This window comes from Stenotrophomonas sp. GL_101, from assembly GCF_057835675.1.
Genome location: NZ_CM174432.1, coordinates 4,083,643 through 4,100,568 on the forward strand (window position 1 = coordinate 4,083,643; position 16,926 = coordinate 4,100,568).

The window sequence follows — 16,926 nt, forward strand, 5'->3', positions numbered from 1 at the left end:
TCAGCCCACCATGCCGCTATGCCGCAACAACGCGTCCACGTTCGGCGCACGCCCACGGAACGCAGCGAAGTTTTCCGCCGCACTGCGGCTGCCACCGCGCGACAGCACTTCATCGCGGAAGCGCCGGCCGGTCTCGGCCACATTCCCGGGCGCTTCCTCAAATGCGGCGTACGCATCGGCGCTGAGCACTTCAGCCCACTTGTAGCTGTAGTAGCCGGCCGCGTAACCGCCGGCGAAGATGTGGCTGAACTGGTGCGGGAAGCGGTTCCACTGCGGCGGCCGGTTGACCGCCACTTCGTCGCGCACGCGTTCCAGCAGCGCCAGCACGGTGTCCTGCAGCGGATCGAAGCTGCTGTGCAGCTGCATGTCGAACAGGGCGAATTCCAGCTGGCGCACGGTGAACATGCCGCTCTGGAAATTGCGCGCGGCCAGCATGCGATCGAACAAGGCGCGCGGCAGCGGCTGGCCACTGCCTACGTGCGCGGTCATCGCCTGCACGCGGTCCCACTCCCAGCAGAAGTTCTCCATGAACTGGCTCGGCAGTTCCACCGCGTCCCACTCCACGCCGTTGATCCCGGCCACGCCGAGTTCACCGATGCGGGTCAGCAATTGGTGCAGGCCGTGGCCCATTTCATGGAACAGCGTGGTGACTTCATTGTGGCTGAAGGTGGCCGGCGCGCCGTCGGCGCCCTGGCCGAAGTTGCATACCAGGTAGACCAGTGGCGTCTGCACGCCGGCGGCGCGGTCGCGGCGGTTGCGGCAGTCGTCCATCCACGCACCGCCACGCTTGCCTTCGCGTGCGTACAGGTCCAGGTAGAACTGGCCCACCAGCGCACCCTGCGCATCGACGAGGCGGAAAAAGCGCACGTCCGGGTGCCACACCGGCGCGCTGTCCGGTTGCACCTGCAGGCCGTACAGGCTGTCGATCACACTGAACAAGCCTTCCAGCACCTTGGGTTCGGTGAAGTACTGCTTCACGTCCTGCTCGGCGTAGCTGTAGCGCGCCTGCTTGAGTTTTTCCGCGGCGAAGGCCAGGTCCCAGGCCTCCAGCGCGGGCAGCCCAAGTTCGTCGCGGGCAAACACCTCCAGCTCGGCACGATCGCGCTGCGCATGCGGCCTGGCCTTCGCCGCCAGGTCGCGCAGGAACCCGACCACCTGCGCAGCATCGTCGGCCATCTTGGTGGCGATGGAATACTCGGCATAGTGGGCAAAGCCCAGCAGCGCGGCCAGTTCGGCGCGCAATGCCAGCACGCGATCGATGTTGCCGCTGTTGTCCAGCGCCGCATCGCCGAATTCGGACGCACGCAGGGCGTTGGCGCGGTACAGCGCCTCGCGCAGCGGGCGATGCACGGCATAGGTCTGCACCGGCAGGTAGCACGGCATCTGCAAGGTCAGCTTCCAGCCCGGCAGGCCATCCTTCGCGGCGGCCGCACGCGCGGCGGCGAGCACCTCATCGGGCACGCCGGCCAGCTCGGCGCGGTCTTCCACCTGCAACGACCACGCATCGGTAGCGTCGAGCACGTTCTGTGAGAACCTCGCCGACAGCGCCGACAGTTCCTCCTTGATCGCACTGAAACGGGCCTTTCCGGCGTCGTCCAGCTCGGCCCCGCCGAGGCGGAAATCGCGCAGTGCGTTGTCCAGCACCTTGCGCTGGGCCGGATCGAAGCCCGCCGCTTCAGGCGTGGCGGCCAGCGCGCGATACTGCTCGAACAGCGCCAGGTTCTGGCCCAGCGCACTGCCGAAACGGGTCACCTTGGGCAGCGTGGCGTTGTAGGCCTCGCGCAGCGCCGGGGTGTTGACCACGCCCTGCAGGTGGCCAACCTGGCCCCACGCGCGCCAGAGCCGCTCGGTGGCATCATCCAGCGGCACCACGAAACCGGCCCAGCTGACCGGGGAAACCGTCTCGGCTGCCTTCACCGCGGCCTCGGCCTCGGCCAACAAGGCATCGATGGCCGGGGCGATGTGCTCGGGCTGGATGTCATCAAAGCGCGGCAGGCCGGAAAAATCGAGCAGGGGGTTGGTGGGGGTCACAGGCATCTCCAGACAGCAGGGCCGCCGCAGCGGCATCCCCAACGATATGGCATTGGCCTGGCCCTGGCACAAGGGCTGGGCAGGCCGGCCGATCGCAGCCGGGGCAATGTTCACGCGCGGCTGACGGGTCGCCACGGACGCTGGGCACTCCCTAGGCCGTATCCGGAGCGCTCATGGATGAGGTCCCCTACCCGCTGCCGGCATTCGCCCTGATCGGCACCGCCAGCGCTGCCGAGCTGGACTGGATCGCCGCACTCGGGCCGCCCGAAGAACAGCCGCGCCATCGCAGTGCACTGCAGCAACTGGTGGGCGTGCAGCGCGGGCGGCTGCAGGACGACCAGCTCTGGTACCCCTATGAGGTGATCGAGCGGGGTGCGGGCCGGCTTGCACCCGGGCACGAGCGCGAGTTCGTACTGTGTACGCTGCTGGTGATCCTGGCCGTTCACGCCGGGCAACGTCTGGGCCCGGACCTGGCCCTGCAGTTCGACGACCTGGCCGCGACCTACGAAACCCTGCCACCGGTGCTGCGCGATACCGTGCTGGACGCCTACCAGGCACTGGCGGCCTGATCGCCCCGGACCGGTGCGGCCCGCTACCCCATATTGGTAGAGCCGACCGTTGGCCGGCTGCGCCACTCAGTACAACGCTTCCAGCGAGGTACAAGGCAACCGCGGCAACCCCTGCCCCGCCACCGCCGCAGCGATCACCGCATCGGCCTGTTCCACCTCGATGCCCTGCCGCGGGTACCAGTCCGGGTTGTAGTAGCTGTGCGCATAGCGCTCGCCGCTGTCGCACAGGATGGTCACGATCGAGCCGCTGCGGCCGGCCTGGCGCATCAACTCGGCCGCCTGCAGCACGCCGATGAAGTTGGTCCCGGTGGAGCCGCCCACACGACGCCCGAGCTGGGCGCTGACGTGCCGCATCGCGGCCAGGCTCAACGCATCGGGCACTTTGACCATCGCATCCACGCAGGTCGGGATGAAACTGGATTCCACCCGCGGCCGGCCGATGCCTTCCACCCGCGAACCGCCGCTGCAGGTGAGCTCGCGCCACGGCTGCCCGGCCAACGCGGCGCAGTAGCCGTCGTAGAACACTGACACTTCCGGGTCCGCACACAGGATGCGGGTGTCGTGGCGGCGGTAGCTGACGTAGCGTCCCAGGGTGGCCGCGGTGCCACCGGTACCGGGGCTGCACACGATCCACTCGGGAATCGGGTGCGGCTCTTCGGCCATCTGCTTGAAGATGGATTCGGCGATGTTGTTGTTGGCGCGCCAGTCGGTGGCGCGCTCGGCATAGGTGAACTGATCCATGAAGTGGCCGCCGGTTTCACGGGCCAGCGCTTCGGAGTCGCAGTTCAGGTCGCAGGCGCGCTCGACCAGGTGGCAGCGGCCGCCATGGAACTCGATCGCGGCGATCTTTTCCGGCGAGGTGGTGGCCGGCATCACCGCGATGAACGGCAGCCCCAGCAGCCGCGCGAAATAGGCCTCGGATACGGCGGTGGAGCCGCTGGACGCCTCGATCACCGGGCGCCCTTCGCGCAACCAACCGTTGGTCAGCGCGTACAGGAACAGCGAGCGTGCCAGGCGATGCTTGAGGCTGCCGGTGGGATGGCTGGATTCGTCCTTGAAGTACAGGTCGATGCCGGCATGCCCGGGCAGATCCATCGGGATCAGGTGGGTATCGGCCGAACGGTTGAAATCGGCTTCGATCTTGCGGATGGCAGCGGCCACCCATTCACGCTGCGACATGGCCAGGACTGTGCAAGGAGATGCAGCATTCTACGTCGCCTTGCCGTGCGCCCGCTAAAATGGACCCAACGGCCGTGATTCCCGCGGCTCCGCCACAGGATTCCCCATGAGCCTTGCCTCCCTGCAGTCCCAGCCCGGCGTTGCCGCGCAGGTGCCGGCCGAAACGACCGGTTTCGTGTTCAACCACACCATGCTGCGGGTCAAGTCCAGCGCCGCCTCGCTGGACTTCTACACCGGCGTGCTCGGCTTCCGCCTGATCGACCAGCGCGATTTTGCCGAGGCCCGATTCAGCCTGTACTTCCTGGCCCTGCTGCCGGCCGGCACGCCGATCCCGGAAGACGATGACGCCCGCCGCGTGTGGATGGCCGGCATTCCCGGCGTGCTTGAGCTGACCCATAACCACGGCACCGAAACCCAGGACGGCGCGGTCTACCACGACGGCAACAGCGATCCGCGCGGCTTCGGCCACATCTGCGTGTCGGTGCCGGACATCCAGGCCGCCTGCCAGCGCTTCGACGCATTGCAGGTGCCCTACCAGAAGCGGCTGGAAGAGGGCCGCATGAAGCATCTGGCCTTCATCAAGGATCCGGACGGGTACTGGGTGGAGATCATCTCCAATACGCCCATCGCCTGAATACGCGCATCACCTGATCCAAGCGGCGGACGCGCCTGCACGGTGGTATACCTGCGCACCTGCCAACCCAACGGAGTGCGCATGGAAACCATGGAACTGCATCGCGGCCGCCTGATCGACCACCTGCAGCTGGTGGTGAAGGACCTCGCTGCCAGCCGCCGCTTCTACCAGGCCGTGTTTGACACGATCGGCATTCCGATCGCCGGTGAAGGCGAGGATTACTTCTGGGCCGATGAACTGTTCGTCTCCACCGCCGGCAGCGATGCCGCACTGGGCAAGCTCACTGGCCGCCACCATCTGGCCTTCCAGGCCCGCGACCGCGCCACCGTCGAGGCCTTCCACACGGCGGCACTGGCCAGCGGCGGCACCGACAACGGCGCGCCCGGCGAACGTACCTACCATCCCGGTTACTACGCCGCGTTCGTGATCGATCCGGACGGCAACAACATCGAGGTCGTGTTCCACGGGCCGGCCACCTACAGCGCCGACTCGGTGAAGGTCACCTTCTAGCCGGACCGTCGCATTCCGTTCATGGCGGCAGGCTGGAATGCCCCTGCATCCTCAGGGCCGCGCGTGGCGCGTTTTCCTCAGCACTGCATGATGAGGTAGCCGGCGATCGAGATGCCTCCCATCCACACACCCAGCATCAGCAGCAGGCCCGCCAGCGCGGACAGCAGCCGCCAGCGCAGCAACGCCCCCTTGCTGCGGGAGAACACCCACCACGCCAACAACGGCCCCGCAATCAGCCCGCCCCCCAGCAACAGCAAACCCAACCAGCCGATCCATTCCGGCTTGTGGCCGGCTTCGGGCGGACATTGGGTGGTGGCCTGGGCGACCGGCAACAGCACCAGGTTGAACAGGGCCACTGCTGTCAACGGCCAACGCCTGCCGGACCCTCGCCCGACAGGTGTGGTGCTGTCATCCCCGGGATGCCGCACGATCAAGCCGCGGCGTCAGTGCGCGGCGAGGTAGATGTCCTGCAGCACCGCCTTCTCCAGCTCCAGCTCGCTCAGCAGGTTCTTGACGATATCGCCCAGGCTCAGGATGCCGACCAGGGTGGCGCCTTCGGTGACCATCAGGTGGCGGTGGCGCGAGTAGGTCATCAGCGCCATGGCCTGCTTGAGGGTCGCTTCGGGCGCAATGCCTTCCAGGGCGGCCGATGGCAAGCTGGCGATGACCCGGCGGCCGGCCTGCGGGCCGTCGTCGGCCAGGCTGCGGACGATGTCTTTCTCGGAGATGATCCGTACCGGTGCATCGTCCTTCATTACCACCAGGGCGGCGATCTTGTGCGCGCTCATCTTGTGCGCAGCTGCACCGATCGTGTCGTCCACATCGATGGTAACGATGGCGTCTTTCTTGGATTGCAGGAGTTCGCGGACGTTCATTCTTGTTTCCTGTTACAGGCTACTGAAGTCGAAAGATGCTGCATCTCGCCGACCGTGGCTCTGCATCGGCCGGCGAGGTGCCTGATCGCCAACGAGGTCGGTTGCAATGGATCACCCCTGGCCTCGATCAAGTCGATTCTACGACTGCGCCCGGATGCCCGACGTCGGCATTTTTGGGACGGTTCGTCGTGGAACCGGTTGACGACTCCGAGCATCGCACCGTGGCTGAAACCGACGCTGAATGCCTCCCGGTGGCGGGGCTAAAGTTTGGCCGGCAAGTACCAAGCCGCCTGAAACGGCAAAGGGCGACCCGGCCATGGCTGGCCGGGTCGCCCTTTGGGAGTGCTGTCGGGGAGAGCGGCCGGGCAGCGCCCGGCGCTACTCGACCGTTACGCTCTTGGCCAGGTTGCGCGGCTTGTCCACGTCTGTCCCCCGCGCCAACGCGGTGTGGTAGGCCAGCAGCTGCACCGGGATGGTGTGCACGATCGGGCTCAGCAGCCCGGCGTGGCGCGGCGTGCGGATCACGTGCACGCCTTCGGATTCGACGAAGTTGCTGTCCTGGTCGGCAAACACGAACAGCTCGCCGCCGCGCGCGCGCACTTCCTGCATGTTGGATTTGACCTTTTCCAGCAGGCGGTCGTTGGGCGCGATCACCACCACCGGCATGTCCTCATCCACCAGTGCCAGCGGGCCATGCTTGAGCTCGCCGGCCGGGTAGGCTTCGGCGTGGATGTAGGTGATTTCCTTCAGTTTGAGCGCGCCTTCCAGCGCGATCGGGTAGTGCAGGCCACGGCCGAGGAACAGTGCGCTGCTCTTGCGCGCGAAGCGCTCGGCCCACGCGGCGATCTGCGGCTCCATGTTCAACGCATGCTGCACGCTGCCCGGCAGGAAGCGCAGCTGCTCCAGGTAGTCCGCTTCCTGCGCGGCATCGATGCGGCCGTGCAGTTTGCCCAGCACCACGGTCAGCTGGAACAGCGCGGCCAGCTGGGTGGTGAAGGCCTTGGTCGAGGCCACGCCGATCTCGGCACCGGCACGGGTGTAGCAGACCAGTTCGCTGGCACGCGGGATCGCGCTTTCGGGCACGTTGCAGATCGACAGCGTGTGCAGGTGGCCCAGCGATTTGGCGTACTTCAGCGCCTCCATCGTGTCCAGGGTTTCGCCGGACTGGGAGATGGTGACGATCAGGTGCTTCGGGTTGGCATGGGCGGCGCGGTAGCGGTACTCGCTGGCGATCTCCACGCTGCACGGCAGCCCGGAGATCGATTCGATCCAGTAGCGCGCGGTCAGGCCGGCGTAGTAGCTGGTGCCGCAGGCCAGGATCTGCACGCCTTCGATACCGGCCAGCACCGCTTCGGCATGCTTGCCAAACAGCGCGGCGGGGAAGCCACCGGCGTCGATGGCCGCCTCGATGGTGTCGCCCAGCGCGCGCGGCTGCTCGTGGATTTCCTTCTGCATGAAGTGGCGGTACGGGCCCAGTTCCAGCGAGGCCAGCGAGACGTCGGACAGGTGCACGCCCCGCTCCACCGGCTGGTTGTGCTCGTCATACACCTGCACGCCGTCACGGCGCAGGTCGGCGGTGTCGCCCTCTTCCAGGAAAATCACCCGACGGGTCGAGGAGACGATGGCCGAGACATCGGAGGCGACGAAGTTCTCGCCCTCGCCCAGGCCGACCAGCAGCGGGCAGCCCATGCGGGCGCACACAAAGTGGTCCGGCTCGGCGCGGCTCATCACCGCCAGTGCGTAGGCACCGGTGAGTTCCTTGACCGTGCGCTGCAGCGCGACCAGCAGGCTGTCGCCCCCCTTGAGGTGGTGGTGCATCAGGTGCGCGATGACTTCGGTATCGGTCTGCGACTCGAACACGTAGCCCAGCGCGCGCAGCTTCTCGCGCTGTTCTTCGTGGTTCTCGATGATGCCGTTGTGGACCAGGGCAACGCCGTGGCTGATGTGCGGGTGCGCATTGGCCTCGGTCACCCCACCGTGGGTCGCCCAGCGGGTGTGGCCGATACCCAGCAGTGAATCGAAGCCTTCGGCGGCGGCGGCCTTCTCCATCTCGGCCACGCGACCGGTGCGGCGCACGCGGCGCACCTCGGCCTGCGGCATGGAGCGGTCGATGACGGCAATGCCAGAGGAGTCGTAGCCGCGGTATTCCAGCCGCTTCAGTCCTTCGATGAGTACCGGTACCACGTCGCGATTGGCGATCGCTCCCACAATGCCGCACATAGTTCTGATCCCTGCCGTTGAAGCCTGCATTCTAGCGTGGCGCCCCTCCCTGCCAGGCCGCTGTCCGCTTAACGAATGTGTCCGCCGGGCTGTCCGCGGACACACGGACAGCGGCAGTGCTCACGCAAGCCATTGATTTTACGAGCGCGAAAGTTGGCACGGAGTCTGCTTCATACCCGGTAACCCAACCGCGAACGAGCCCGATGATCCGCGACACTTCTGCCCAGGACCAGTCTCTCTCCGCTGCCAGCACGGCCGCCCCGTGGAAGCGCTGGCTGTGGCCGGGCCTCGCCGCGCTGGTGGTGCTGCTGGCCATCGGTTTCGCCGCCCGTGCCTGGCTTGGCGCCAGCCGCTCCTTCGACGGGGCGCGGGTGCGCATCGCCGAGGTCGGCCGGGGCGACCTGGTCCGCGACATCGCCGCCGACGGCCGGGTGATCGCGGCCAACAGCCCGATCCTGTATGCCATCTCGGCCGGCACCGTGGACCTGAAGGTGGTCGCCGGTGACGTGGTCAAGAAGGGCCAGGAGCTGGCGGTGATCGACAGCCCCGAGCTGCGCAGCAAGCTGGCCCAGGAACAGGCCACCCTGGCCGGTTTGGAAGCGGAGGCCAGCCGGGCCACCCTGGATGCCACCCTGGCCCGGGCCAAGGCACGCAAGGAAACCGACCAGGCCAGCATCGACCGCCAGGCCGCCGAGCGCGACCTGCAGCGCTTCCAGCGCGGTTTCGATGGCGGCGCGGTGCCGCAGATCGACCTGGCCAAAGCCAACGACAGCCTGAAAAAGGCCGACATCCAGCTGGCCAACGCCCAGACCGATGCCCGCCTGCAAGGCCAGGGCGCAGACCTGGATGCCCGCAACAAGCGCCTGCTGGCCGACCGCCAGAAGGCGGTGGTGGCCGAGGTGCAGCGCCAGGTGGATGCGCTGACCCTGCTGGCCCCCTTCGATGGCCAGGTCGGCCAGGTGCAGGCGATCCAGCACACCAATGTGATCGCCAATGCGCCGATCCTCGGCGTGGTCGACCTGTCGCGCTTCGAGATCGAGATCAAGGTGCCGGAAAGCTTCGCCCGCGACCTGGCGATCGGCATCCCCGCCCAGCTCACCAGCGGCAACGGCCAGCCGTTCCCGGGCGAGATCAGCGCGGTATCCCCGGAAGTGGTGGCCGGCGAAGTGAATGCCCGCATCCGCTTCTCCGACAAGCAGCCGCAAGGCCTGCGCCAGAGCCAGCGCATGCAGGCCCGGGTGGTGCTCGATACCCGCCGCAACGTGATCAAGGTCGAACGCGGCGCGTTTGTCGAACAGGGCAACGGCCAGGCCTACGTGATGGACGGCAGCACCGCGGTGCGCCGCCCGGTCAAGCTCGGGGTGAGCAGCCTGGGCGAAGTGGAAGTGCTTTCCGGCCTGCAACCCGGCGATCGCGTCGTGGTCTCCGGCAGCGACCTGTTCGGCGATGCCGAGCACGTGTCGATCAACTGATACGCCCCAACGAACCCCTCTCAACTCAACTGCCCTCACAACGAACTGCAAAGGAAAACAGCCATGCTCGAGATGCGCTCGGTCGCCAAAGTATTCCGCACCGAACAGGTGGAAACCCATGCCCTGCGGTCGCTGGACCTGCATGTCCGCGAAGGCGAGTTCGTGGCCGTGACCGGTCCGTCCGGCTCGGGCAAGACCACTTTCCTCAACATCGCCGGCCTGCTGGAGACCTTCACCAGCGGCACCTACCTGCTCGATGGCCAGGATGTCAGCAAGCTCGGCGATGACGCCCGCAGCCGCCTGCGCAACCAGAAGATCGGTTTCATCTTCCAGGGCTTCAACCTGATTTCGGACCTCAACCTGTTCGACAACGTCGACGTGCCGCTGCGCTACCGCGGCATGCCGGCGGCCGAGCGCAGGCAGCGCATCGAGAAGGCGCTGGGCCAGGTCGGCCTGGGCTCGCGCATGAAGCACTATCCCTCCGAGCTGTCCGGCGGCCAGCAGCAGCGCGCGGCCATCGCACGTGCACTGGCAGGTAGCCCGCGCCTGCTGCTGGCCGATGAACCGACCGGCAACCTGGACAGCCAGATGGCCCGCGGGGTGATGGAGCTGCTGGAAGAAATCAACGCCGCCGGCACCACCATCGTCATGGTGACCCATGATCCGGAACTGGCCGCACGCGCGCAGCGCAACGTGCACATCGTCGATGGCCAGGCCACCGACCTGGTGCGCGAGCCGGTGCTGGCCACGCCGCGTCCCGCTGTTGCCACGCTCAACGACTGAGGCCCGCCACCATGCTCGCCTACTACTTCCGACTGGCCCTGCGCAGCTTCCGGCGCAACAAGGTGCTGACCGCGCTGATGGTGATCGCCATCGGCCTGGGCATCGGCGCCTCGATGACCACCCTGACCGTGTTCCACGTGCTGTCCGGCGACCCGATCCCGCAGAAGAGCAACCGCATCTTCAACGTGCAGGTCGACCCGCGGCCGATGATCGGCTTCCAGCCCGGCGAAGAGCCCGAAGAACAGATGACCCGCTTCGACTCCGAAGCCCTGCTTCGCGAGAAGCATGCCAAGCACCAGGCGATGATGACCGGGGGCGGCGTCACCATCGAACCGGAGGGCAGCGCGCTGCGCCCGTTCACTACCGATGCGCGTTACACCTCCAGCGACTTCTTCCCGATGTTCGATACGCCGTTCCTGTATGGGCAGGGCTGGAAGAGCAGCGATGACGAAGGCCACGGCCGGGTGGCGGTGATCTCCAACACGCTCAACAAGAAACTGTTCGATGGCAGCAACAGCGTCGGCAAGCAGCTGCGCATGGATGCGCATACCTTCACCGTGGTCGGCGTGCTCGATGACTGGAACCCGAACCCGCATTTCTATGACCTGGAAACCGGCAAGTACGGCGACAGCGAAGATGTGTTCGTGCCCTTCTCCACCACGATCGAATTGAAGTTCGACCGCAACGGCAACATGAACTGCTTCGGCCGCAAGGGTGAAAACGACGAAACCTCGCTGACCGCCGCCTGCACCTGGCTGCAGTATTGGGTGGAGCTGGAGACGCCATCGCAGGCCGCCGACTACCGCGCCTACCTGGAAAACTACTCGGCGCAGCAGCGTGCCGCCGGTCGCTTCGAGCGGCCCAGCAACGTGCGCCTGCGCAACGTGATGGAATGGCTGGACTACAAGCAGGTGGTGCCCGGTGACGTGCGCCTGCAGCTGTGGCTGGCGATGGGGTTCCTGCTGGTCTGCCTGATCAATACCGTCGGCCTGTTGCTGGCCAAGTTCCTGCGTCGCAGTGGTGAGATCGGCGTGCGTCGTGCACTCGGCGCCAGTCGCGGGCAGATCTTCCTGCAGTCGCTGGTCGAAGCGGGCACCGTCGGCCTGGCCGGTGGCGCACTGGGCCTGTGCCTGGCGGCGCTGGGCCTGTTCGCGGTACGCCAGCAGCCGGTGGAGTACGCCAAGCTGGCCACGCTGGATGGACAGATGCTGCTGCTCACGCTCGGCCTGACCCTGGGCGCCAGCCTGCTGGCAGGCTTCCTGCCCGCGCTGCGCGCGATGCAGGTCACCCCCGCCATCCAACTCAAATCGCAGTAAGGATCCGGAGCACATCATGGATATCCGTCCCATCCTCACCACGCTGCGCCGGCACAAGACCGCGGCCGCACTGATCGTGCTGGAGATCGCGCTGACCTGCGCGATCGTCTGCAATGCCCTGTTCCTGATCAGTCAGCGCATCGAGAAAATCAACCAGCCCAGCGGCATTGCCGAAACCGAACTGCTGGAAGTTCGCCTGGGCGGCATCGGCAAGCAGGTCAATGCCGAAGCCCGTACCCGTGAAGACCTCGCGGCGCTGCGCAGCGTGCCCGGGGTCAAGAGCGTGGTGCCGATCAACCAGTTGCCGTTCCGCCGCAACTCATGGAACAGCAGCCTGTCGCTGACGCCCGAGCAGGAGCGCCCGACGCTGAACGCGTCGCAGTACTTCGGCAGCGAAGGCACCCTGGACACCATGGGCCTGGAACTGATCGGCGGGCGTGACTTCCAGAGTGACGAGTTCCGCGATCTCACCTCGGTGATCGCCGACAGCTCGATGGCGGAAAAAGGCGCCACGGTGATCCTGTCCAAGGCCGCCGCCGACAAGATGTTCCCCGGTGCCGAGGCCGTGGGCAAGACCGTCTACAGCGGTTCCATGCCGCTGCGGGTGATCGGCGTGGTCAAGGAACTGGCGCGCCCGTCAACGATGGAGGGCGACTCCCGCTACTCGATGGTGCTGCCACTGCGGGTCACCTATGTTGAAGGCTTCTACCTCATCCGGGTCACCGACCCGGCACGTCGTGACGAGGTGCTCAAGGCATCGGTGGCAGCGCTGGAGCGGGTCGATCCCAGCCGGTTGGTGCGGGCCAAGCTCACCTATGAAAATCAGCGCAACAAGTTCTTCCAGAACGACCGTGCCATGGTCGGCCTGCTCATCACCGTGTGCGTGGCACTGCTGGTGGTCACCGCACTGGGCATCATCGGCCTGGCCAGCTTCTGGGTGCAGCAGCGTACCAAGCAGATCGGCATCCGCCGTGCGCTGGGCGCTACCCGCGGGCAGATCCTGCGTTATTTCCAGACCGAGAACTTCCTGCTGGCCACGATCGGCATCGTGCTGGGCATGCTGATGGCCTACACCATCAACCTGTGGCTGATGAACACCTATGAGCTGCCGCGCATGCCCATCAGCTACCTGCCCATCGGCGCGGTACTGCTGTGGCTGCTGGGCCAGATCGCGGTGTTCGGGCCGGCCCATCGTGCCGCCGCGGTGCCGCCGGCCGTAGCCACCCGGAGTGCCTGACATGCGCATGCTCACGGCCACCTCGATACTGTTTTCATTGCTGCTGGCCGCCCCGGCGGGCGCGGCCACCACCCGCACCGAATCCTCGCGCCTGGACTGGCGCGAGGACGGCCTGCACCTGGCCATCGAGGCCAGCCAGGGCGTGATGCGGGTGCGCAACGCGGTGCCGGCCGGGCACTTCGGCGTGCGCACCGGCGACCAGATCCTCAAGGTCGATGGCCAGCCGGTACGCCGCGTCGACGACCTGACCGCAGGGCTGGCCCGCAGTACCCGCGCCCAGGTGCCGGTCACCCTGCTGCGCGATGGCCGTGAGCAGGTGGTGGCGGTATCCACCACGGCCTGGCGTGGCGTACTGCCACCAGCCCCGCCGGCACCGCCGCCGCCGCCGCCCTCCCCGGGCCATTGACGATGATGCCCGCCGGGCCACCCTGCCGGTGGGCCCGGCGCTCCGGTACTCTTCAACCCATCCTTCCGCCTTTCGTTGCCGCATGCCTTCAATCCTGATAATCGACGACAACACCAGCGTCGGTACCGCGCTGGAAGTGCTGTTCTCGCTGCACGACATCGAGGCGTTGCATGCCGTGTCGCCCGAGGCCGGGCTGGCGCTGCTGGAACAACAACCGGTGGACCTGGTGATCCAGGACATGAACTTCACCGAGGACACCACCTCCGGCGAGGAAGGCGAAGCGCTGTTCCAGCAGATCCGCGCGCGCCATCCCGACCTGCCGGTGATCCTGCTGACCGCCTGGACCCACCTGAGCAGCGCGGTGGACCTGGTCCGCGCCGGCGCCGCCGACTACGTGGCCAAGCCCTGGGACGACCGCAAGCTGCTGCTCACGGTGAACAACCTGCTGGAGCTGTCTGAAACCCGCCATGAGCTGGACCGCCGCCGCGAACGCGAACAGCGTGACCGCAGCGCGCTGGAGGCCCGCTACGACCTGCGGGGCGCGGTGGTGGCCGACCCGGCCAGCGAACGGGTGGTGAACCTGGCCTGCCAGGTGGCACGCTCGTCGCTGCCGGTGCTGATCACCGGCCCCAACGGGGCGGGCAAGGAGAAGATCGCCGAGATCATCCAGGCCAACTCGCTGGTGGCCAAGGGTCCGTTCATCGCACTCAACTGCGGCGCCATTCCCGCCGAGCTGATCGAGGCCGAGCTGTTCGGCAGCGAGGCCGGTGCCTACACCGGTGCCAACAAGGCGCGTGAGGGCAAGTTCGAGGCCGCCGATGGGGGCACGCTGTTCCTGGATGAGATCGGCAACCTGTCGCCCGGTGGCCAGATGAAGCTGCTGCGCGTACTGGAAACCGGACGCTTTGAACGGTTGGGGTCCAACCGCGAACGCCAGGTCAAGGTACGCGTGGTCAGTGCGACCAACGCCGATCTGGCCGCGATGATCCGCGACGGCAGCTTCCGCGAAGACCTCTACTATCGCCTCAATACCGTCGAGCTGGCGCTGCCGCCGCTGGCCGAGCGCACCGGTGACATCCTGCCGCTGGCCGAGCGCTTCCTCACAGGCGACAAGCCGCTGTCCAGTGCGGCCGCCAGTGCCCTGCAGCGGCATGGGTGGCCGGGCAACGTGCGCGAGCTGCGCAACGTGATCCAGCGCGCCGAACTGCTGGCGCAGGGCGCACGCATCGAGGTGACCGACCTCAACCTGCCGCGTACCGCCAGTGCACCGCGCCCGGCCAGCCCGGCAATCGACCCGGACCGCAGCCACATCGAATCGGCGCTGGCGCGCAACCACCACATCATCGCCCAGACCGCTGCCGAACTCGGCCTCAGCCGGCAGGCACTGTACCGGCGCATGGACCGCTACGGCATCCCGCGCGAATGAAGCGCAGCTCCTTCACCTTCCGCCTGTTCCTGCGCCTGCTGCCGGTGCTGGCGCTGGCTGCGGCGTTCCCCTGGGCGCTGGCCTTCTGGCTGGACCATGGCTGGGTGATTGCGCTGGTCTCGGTGGTGCTGCTGCTGGCATTGATGTGGTGGAGCCTGCGGCGGGCCACCGCCCCGGTGCGCTCGCTGCTGCGTGCCCTGTCGGGCACCACCAGCAGCTACCGCGATGGGGAATACAACTTCGGCGTGCATTGGCCCGGCAATGACGAGCTGGGCGACCTGGTACAGGCCCACCGCGAACTGGGCGATGTGCTGCGCGAGCAGCGCCAGGGCCTGGTCCAGCGCGAACTGCTGCTGGACACCATGGTGCAGAACACGCCGGTATCGATGCTGCTGCTGGCCAATGGCGGCGACGGCATCCAGCGCGTGATGTTCTCCAACCTGGCCGCACGCAAACTGCTGCACAACGGCTGGAAGCTGGAGGGCCAGCGCATGGCCGACGTGCTGGAAACCATGCCGGTGGAACTGCGCGATGCGATCACCCGCGGGGGCGACAGCCTGTTTGCGGTGCGCGAGGAAGGCAGCGAGGAGGACGACGATGAGGGCGAGCAGGTCTACCACCTGTCGCGGCGCAACTTCCATCTCAATGGCCGCCCGCACGACCTGCTGCTGATCCGCCTGCTCACCGCCGAACTGCGCCGCCAGGAAGTGCAGACCTGGAAGAAGGTGATCCGGGTAATCAGCCATGAACTGAACAATTCGCTGGCCCCGATCGCCTCGCTGGCGCATTCCGGCGGCGAACTGGTGCGGCGTGGCAAGACCGAGCGCCTGGAAGAGGTGTTTGCCACCATCGAAGACCGCGCGCGCCACCTGGAAGGCTTCATCCGCGGCTACGCACGCTTTGCCAAGCTGCCGCAGCCGCAGCTGCAGAACGTGCAATGGCTTCAGTTCCTGACCAGCCTGCAGCTCCAGATTCCGTTCCGCATGGCACCGGTGTCCGATGAGCTGCAGAGCCGGATCGACATCGCCCAGCTCGGCCAGGCGCTGCTGAACCTGCTCAAGAACGCACACGAATCGTGCAGTGAAGCCGATCCGCCCAACGACGATGTCGAGGTGCGCCTGACCCGGCTGCCGCAGTGGTTGCGGCTGGAAGTGCTGGACCGCGGCAAGGGCATGAACGAGGCCGTCCTGCAGAATGCACTGATGCCGTTCTACTCCACCAAGCGCAACGGCACCGGGCTGGGATTGGCACTGACCCGTGAGATCGTGGAAGCGCACGGCGGGCGCGTCTCGCTGCAGAACCGCCGCGAAGGCGGCCTGTGCGTGGCCATCTTCCTGCCGGCGTAGCCGGCGTGCCCACCAACGGTGGGCACCTACCCGGGGTTGCGGGGGGGCGCGCCGACGGTGGGCACCTCCCCCGGGTTGCGGGGGTGCGCACCGACGGTGGGCACCTACCCGGCGTTGCGGGGTGCGCGCCGACGGTGGGCACCTCCCCGGGGTTGCGGGGGTGCGCGCCGACGGTGGGCACCTACCCGGGGTTGCGGGGGTGCGCGCCGACGGTGGGCACCTACCCGGCGTTGCGGGGGTGCGCGCCGACGGTAGGCGACGACCGTTGGTCGTCGCGCGGTGATCAATGGGAACGCTGACAGCGTGTACCGACCAACGGTCGGTACCTACCGCGTGTTGGGCGGTACCTACCGGGTGTTGGTGAGTACCTACCGGTTGGTGGCGTCTACCGGCCACCGGCACCAGGAAAACGGGTAATCGCCAATCCGCTCCACCAACCCGGCCCTGACCGGATTCTCCACGACGTAGAGGGCGTGGCGGCGCAGCGGCCCATCTTCGTCGCATGAGCGCAGGCAGTGATCATGAAATCCTTTCTGCCATACTTGTCCCGTGCGATTGTGCAAGCGGTGGATGAACAAGGCACTGCGTGATTTGAAGCGCTGTGCAACATGGGAAAGCGGGGTGTGGCCCAGCTGGAAAAACCAATGGACGTGATCGGGCATGACCACCCAGGCCAGCGATATCGTCAGGCCTTGTGCATCAATCTGTGGGAACAGCTCGGTGATGACGCGAGCAGCATCCTGGCGGGTGAACCAGGGGTACCGGTGCGCGCAGACCATTGTGAGCAGGTATGCATGGTGGGCCATGGACGTGCGACCAAGACGAAGCCGTGGGCTGTTCATGCCACGATGATGGTCGACCCGGCAGCCCGACGATATCGGCACACCACATGCGTCGGGATCGGGGGGTTGGGCAACGCCGG

The 16,926-nt window shown here is 66.9% G+C and carries 16 protein-coding genes; 10 read left to right on the forward strand and 6 right to left on the reverse strand.

What is annotated here, in order from left to right; all coding sequences use genetic code 11:
• Window positions 1-2,037: a M3 family metallopeptidase gene (locus AC3IR9_RS17955; RefSeq protein ID WP_489292428.1), complete on the reverse strand. Its 2,037-nt coding sequence runs from the start codon at window positions 2,035-2,037 to the stop codon at window positions 1-3.
• Window positions 2,038-2,204: 167 nt separating this feature from the next.
• On the opposite strand from AC3IR9_RS17955, the gene AC3IR9_RS17960 reads away from it, so the two are divergent.
• Complete coding sequence (locus tag AC3IR9_RS17960; protein WP_489292429.1) at window positions 2,205-2,600, forward strand: hypothetical protein; 396 nt, start codon at window positions 2,205-2,207, stop codon at window positions 2,598-2,600.
• Window positions 2,601-2,666: 66 nt separating this feature from the next.
• On the opposite strand, the gene AC3IR9_RS17965 is transcribed toward AC3IR9_RS17960, so the two are convergent.
• Window positions 2,667-3,779: a PLP-dependent cysteine synthase family protein gene (locus AC3IR9_RS17965; protein ID WP_489292430.1), complete on the reverse strand. Its 1,113-nt coding sequence runs from the start codon at window positions 3,777-3,779 to the stop codon at window positions 2,667-2,669.
• A 106-nt stretch (window positions 3,780-3,885) separates the two neighbouring features.
• Here AC3IR9_RS17965 and gloA point away from each other — a divergent pair, with 106 nt between their 5' ends.
• Window positions 3,886-4,413 (forward strand): lactoylglutathione lyase, encoded by a 528-nt coding sequence (gene gloA / locus AC3IR9_RS17970; RefSeq protein WP_489292432.1) that lies wholly within the window; start codon window positions 3,886-3,888, stop codon window positions 4,411-4,413.
• 81 nt (window positions 4,414-4,494) lie between these two features.
• Window positions 4,495-4,923 (forward strand): VOC family protein, encoded by a 429-nt coding sequence (locus AC3IR9_RS17975; RefSeq protein ID WP_489292433.1) that lies wholly within the window; start codon window positions 4,495-4,497, stop codon window positions 4,921-4,923.
• Between the two features lie 77 nt (window positions 4,924-5,000).
• Here the strand turns inward: AC3IR9_RS17975 and AC3IR9_RS17980 are convergent, their stop codons facing one another.
• The 3 genes from AC3IR9_RS17980 to glmS form a co-directional block, all read right to left on the reverse strand.
• On the reverse strand, window positions 5,001-5,288 hold the full coding sequence (locus tag AC3IR9_RS17980) for a hypothetical protein (protein ID WP_489292435.1): 288 nt from the start codon (window positions 5,286-5,288) through the stop codon (window positions 5,001-5,003).
• Between the two features lie 78 nt (window positions 5,289-5,366).
• The gene (locus AC3IR9_RS17985) at window positions 5,367-5,798 is read right to left on the reverse strand and encodes a CBS domain-containing protein (protein WP_489292437.1); all 432 of its coding nucleotides are present in this window, start codon (window positions 5,796-5,798) and stop codon (window positions 5,367-5,369) included.
• Between the two features lie 378 nt (window positions 5,799-6,176).
• Window positions 6,177-8,018, reverse strand: coding sequence for a glutamine--fructose-6-phosphate transaminase (isomerizing) (gene glmS, locus AC3IR9_RS17990; RefSeq protein ID WP_489292439.1), 1,842 nt, complete (start codon window positions 8,016-8,018; stop codon window positions 6,177-6,179).
• 203 nt (window positions 8,019-8,221) lie between these two features.
• On the opposite strand from glmS, the gene AC3IR9_RS17995 reads away from it, so the two are divergent.
• The 7 genes from AC3IR9_RS17995 (at window position 8,222) to AC3IR9_RS18025 (ending at window position 16,004) form a co-directional block, all read left to right on the forward strand.
• Complete coding sequence (locus AC3IR9_RS17995) at window positions 8,222-9,490, forward strand: efflux RND transporter periplasmic adaptor subunit (RefSeq protein WP_489292440.1); 1,269 nt, start codon at window positions 8,222-8,224, stop codon at window positions 9,488-9,490.
• Between the two features lie 63 nt (window positions 9,491-9,553).
• Complete coding sequence (locus AC3IR9_RS18000; protein ID WP_489292441.1) at window positions 9,554-10,273, forward strand: ABC transporter ATP-binding protein; 720 nt, start codon at window positions 9,554-9,556, stop codon at window positions 10,271-10,273.
• Window positions 10,274-10,284: 11 nt separating this feature from the next.
• Window positions 10,285-11,589: an ABC transporter permease gene (locus tag AC3IR9_RS18005; RefSeq protein WP_489292443.1), complete on the forward strand. Its 1,305-nt coding sequence runs from the start codon at window positions 10,285-10,287 to the stop codon at window positions 11,587-11,589.
• A 16-nt stretch (window positions 11,590-11,605) separates the two neighbouring features.
• The gene (locus AC3IR9_RS18010; RefSeq protein WP_489292445.1) at window positions 11,606-12,826 is read left to right on the forward strand and encodes an ABC transporter permease; all 1,221 of its coding nucleotides are present in this window, start codon (window positions 11,606-11,608) and stop codon (window positions 12,824-12,826) included.
• Between the two features lies 1 nt (window position 12,827).
• Window positions 12,828-13,232 carry a PDZ domain-containing protein gene (locus AC3IR9_RS18015; protein ID WP_489292446.1) on the forward strand — a complete coding sequence of 135 codons (405 nt, stop codon included), beginning with the start codon at window positions 12,828-12,830 and terminating at the stop codon, window positions 13,230-13,232.
• An 82-nt stretch (window positions 13,233-13,314) separates the two neighbouring features.
• The gene (locus AC3IR9_RS18020) at window positions 13,315-14,658 is read left to right on the forward strand and encodes a sigma-54-dependent transcriptional regulator (protein WP_489292447.1); all 1,344 of its coding nucleotides are present in this window, start codon (window positions 13,315-13,317) and stop codon (window positions 14,656-14,658) included.
• The gene (locus AC3IR9_RS18025) at window positions 14,655-16,004 is read left to right on the forward strand and encodes a sensor histidine kinase (protein ID WP_489292448.1); all 1,350 of its coding nucleotides are present in this window, start codon (window positions 14,655-14,657) and stop codon (window positions 16,002-16,004) included. Before AC3IR9_RS18020 ends, AC3IR9_RS18025 begins: the two co-directional genes overlap by 4 nt.
• 368 nt (window positions 16,005-16,372) lie before the next feature.
• Here AC3IR9_RS18025 and AC3IR9_RS18030 read toward each other — a convergent pair whose 3' ends face one another.
• Entirely contained in the window at window positions 16,373-16,846 is a 474-nt protein-coding gene (locus AC3IR9_RS18030; protein WP_489292449.1) for an REP-associated tyrosine transposase, read from the reverse strand.
• Window positions 16,847-16,926: the final 80 nt, after the last annotated feature.

Bases quoted from the DNA above. Each gene is read 5' to 3' on its own strand.
- AC3IR9_RS17955 (WP_489292428.1), bottom strand. From the start codon at position 2,037: ATGCCTGTGACCCCCACCAACCCCCTGCTCGATTTTTCCGGCCTGCCG.
- AC3IR9_RS17960 (WP_489292429.1), top strand. From the start codon at position 2,205: ATGGATGAGGTCCCCTACCCGCTGCCGGCATTCGCCCTGATCGGCACC.
- AC3IR9_RS17965 (WP_489292430.1), bottom strand. From the start codon at position 3,779: ATGTCGCAGCGTGAATGGGTGGCCGCTGCCATCCGCAAGATCGAAGCC.
- gloA (WP_489292432.1), top strand. From the start codon at position 3,886: ATGAGCCTTGCCTCCCTGCAGTCCCAGCCCGGCGTTGCCGCGCAGGTG.
- AC3IR9_RS17975 (WP_489292433.1), top strand. From the start codon at position 4,495: ATGGAAACCATGGAACTGCATCGCGGCCGCCTGATCGACCACCTGCAG.
- AC3IR9_RS17985 (WP_489292437.1), bottom strand. From the start codon at position 5,798: ATGAACGTCCGCGAACTCCTGCAATCCAAGAAAGACGCCATCGTTACC.
- glmS (WP_489292439.1), bottom strand. From the start codon at position 8,018: ATGTGCGGCATTGTGGGAGCGATCGCCAATCGCGACGTGGTACCGGTA.
- AC3IR9_RS17995 (WP_489292440.1), top strand. From the start codon at position 8,222: ATGATCCGCGACACTTCTGCCCAGGACCAGTCTCTCTCCGCTGCCAGC.
- AC3IR9_RS18000 (WP_489292441.1), top strand. From the start codon at position 9,554: ATGCTCGAGATGCGCTCGGTCGCCAAAGTATTCCGCACCGAACAGGTG.
- AC3IR9_RS18005 (WP_489292443.1), top strand. From the start codon at position 10,285: ATGCTCGCCTACTACTTCCGACTGGCCCTGCGCAGCTTCCGGCGCAAC.
- AC3IR9_RS18010 (WP_489292445.1), top strand. From the start codon at position 11,606: ATGGATATCCGTCCCATCCTCACCACGCTGCGCCGGCACAAGACCGCG.
- AC3IR9_RS18015 (WP_489292446.1), top strand. From the start codon at position 12,828: ATGCGCATGCTCACGGCCACCTCGATACTGTTTTCATTGCTGCTGGCC.
- AC3IR9_RS18020 (WP_489292447.1), top strand. From the start codon at position 13,315: ATGCCTTCAATCCTGATAATCGACGACAACACCAGCGTCGGTACCGCG.
- AC3IR9_RS18025 (WP_489292448.1), top strand. From the start codon at position 14,655: ATGAAGCGCAGCTCCTTCACCTTCCGCCTGTTCCTGCGCCTGCTGCCG.
- AC3IR9_RS18030 (WP_489292449.1), bottom strand. From the start codon at position 16,846: ATGAACAGCCCACGGCTTCGTCTTGGTCGCACGTCCATGGCCCACCAT.